General features: G+C 45.2%; 3 protein-coding genes (2 of these 3 cut by a window edge). All 3 read left to right on the top strand.

Annotated elements, in window-relative coordinates:
- Positions 1 to 199 carry the 3' portion of a 30S ribosomal protein S2 gene (gene rpsB / locus QC759_RS03875; protein WP_048071967.1) on the top strand. The gene continues 398 nt to the left of window position 1, outside the view, so 199 of the gene's 597 nt are visible here — the last part of the coding sequence; its start codon lies off the left edge, out of view; the stop codon is at positions 197 to 199.
- A 795-nt stretch (positions 200 to 994) separates the two neighbouring features.
- Positions 995 to 1,837, top strand: a complete 843-nt coding sequence (gene amrB / locus QC759_RS03870) for an AmmeMemoRadiSam system protein B (protein ID WP_048071966.1) — start codon at positions 995 to 997, stop codon at positions 1,835 to 1,837.
- 176 nt (positions 1,838 to 2,013) lie between these two features.
- On the top strand, positions 2,014 to 2,500 hold the 5' portion of the coding sequence (gene mvk, locus QC759_RS03865) for a mevalonate kinase (protein ID WP_048071965.1). The gene runs 491 nt beyond the window's last position; the window shows 487 of its 978 coding nt (coding positions 1–487); its start codon is at positions 2,014 to 2,016; its stop codon lies off the right edge, out of view.

Raw genomic sequence — 2,500 nt, 5'->3', positions numbered from 1 at the left:
AATACCTGTAGTGGCTCTATGTGATACTGAAAACCTACTGGGTAACGTGGACATAGTCATACCAGTAAACAACAAAGGAAGAAAAGCCATAGCATTGGTATACTGGTTACTGGCCAGGCAGATCCTGAGGGAACGAGAAGTACTCGCCCCAGAAGAAGACCTGGACATACCCCCATCAGAATTCGAACTCAAAATATAAACCTGGATAAATCCCGGACCCCTCCGGGTCCCGGGGATTTTTCCTTTAAAGCAGGGTTTTTTAAAAAAATTTAAAAAAAACTGCCATTGGGCAATTCTATGGGAAAATGAGTAATAAATAACTTATATTATATAAATAGAGGGAATTACTAACCGGGGATAACTAACCGGGGATAACTTAACCTGGAAGAAATAATCGGGAAGAAATAACAAATCCCTTAAAGAAATAATATATTCCTTAAATAATCCAGAATAATAAATTCAGGATTATAATCAGAAACTAATAATTTCCCCTAAACTAATAATTCCCCCCTAATTGATGTAAAAAAGAAAACAGGATTTACAGATGACTGGCATGATTTACCACTTCATAACTTGATTTACAATCTCCCCATAGATTTTGAATCAAACCATGAATATAAATCTCCCTTGTAATCATCTGTTTTTCTTAAAAATCACTTTTTTCACATCCTTCACTCTCACAAACTTAATCATTCCATATAAAATCCCTAATCATTCCATATAAAATAAGATCACACGGTGTAATTCTCACAGGTAAAAAGTAAAAATCCCAATTATTGGTTAAAGTGTCTTTAATTTAAATAAAAAAAATATTTGGCCGGTAAAGTACCCTGATAAATCGAAAATCCTGCATTTGGAAAATCTTTCAGTTGGAAAATCCTTCAGTTGGAAAATCAGGTTGTAGGATACTGGGAAGATCCCTAATAGGAAAAACTGGGACTCCCCAGTTACATGGAGGGAGAAGGAAAAAACCAGGCCAAAAAGGGGGATTTCTATGATTAGAAGACCTGCCGTAGCAGGGATGTTTTATGAATCCGACCCGGATTCACTGAAAAAGAGAATTAAATGGTGTTACCAGCACCCCCTGGGACCGGGAAAACTCCCGGGGAAACCAACCAACCAGGGGAAAATCAAGGGATTAATAGCTCCCCATGCTGGATACGTGTACTCCGGTCCCGTGGCTGCCTGGTCCTACCATGCACTGGCAGAAGACGGCCTACCGGACACTGCAGTAATATTGTGCCCCAACCATACAGGCATAGGCTCTGGATTGTCTACCATGACCGAAGAAGCATGGGAAACTCCCCTGGGAGAAGTGGAAATAGATAGCCAGTTCGCTACCGAACTGTTAAACTACTATCCCCTCCTGGATGACGACCCCTCGGCCCATGTTAACGAGCACAGCTGTGAGGTACAGTTACCCTTCCTGCAGGACATTGGCCCCGACTTCCAGATGGTTCCGGTGTGCATGATGATGCAGGACCTGGAAACCGCCCGGGAACTGGGAGAAGCCATAGCCCACACCATCAGTAAACTGGAGCGGGACACAGTGGTCATTGCCAGCACGGACTTCACCCATTACCAGCCACAGGAAGTGGCCCAGGCCCAGGATGAAAAAGTCCTGGAAGCCATAGCCCGTATGGATGAAGTGGAAATGGTAAAACGTATAGAGGAATACAACGTGACCATGTGCGGTTACGGACCAGTCACCGCCACCATGGAGGCAGTCCAGGGCATGGGTGCCCGGGAAGCTAAAATCCTCCAGTATGCCACCAGTGGTGACACCGGAGGAGACCGTAACTCTGTGGTAGGATACGCGGCAGCCCTCTTCAAATAAACCACACCTCCGGAATGGGGTGAGTTTATTACCGGACGATCCCATAGAAGTAATTATAATAAAAAAGTGTTAATCAATCTCACAAGTAATCTAAAACGGGAAAAAACAATTGAAAGGAAGGTTTATACGTATAGAAGTAGCAGTCGAACATATTTAGGTGAACGGAGTTCAATCCAATGAAAGTCAGGGCATCTGCACCAGGCAAGGCCATCCTTTTTGGTGAACACGCAGTGGTCTATGGTAAACCAGCCATTGCCGTGGCCGTAGATAAAAGAGCCAGAGTAACCATTAAAGAAGGAACCAACGACAACACAGAAGTTAAAATACCCAAACTGGACATCGACGCAGTTATAAATCATGAAACCGGACTGGTAACCCGGGTGAATGGTTCTCAACTGGAACCCGGTAAATTTGACGCCGGGATCATGGAATACATCCAGGTGGCACTATCCCAACTGGGAACCCCACTGGACGGATTAAAAGTGGAAGTAGACCTGGAAATACCCATAGGGGCTGGACTGGGGTCTTCTGCAGCCATAACCGTGGCCACCCTGGCAGCCGCCGCCCGTTACACTCAGGAGGAAATGACCCTGGAAACACTGGCCCACACCGCCCACCAGGTGGAACTCCAGGTCCAGGGAGCAGCCAGCCCCCTGGATACCA

Source organism: Methanobacterium formicicum (assembly GCF_029848115.1).
GTDB lineage: Archaea > Methanobacteriota > Methanobacteria > Methanobacteriales > Methanobacteriaceae > Methanobacterium > Methanobacterium formicicum.
Note: the sequence above shows the minus strand (reverse complement) of the source record. Positions and strands in the feature narration are given on the sequence as shown.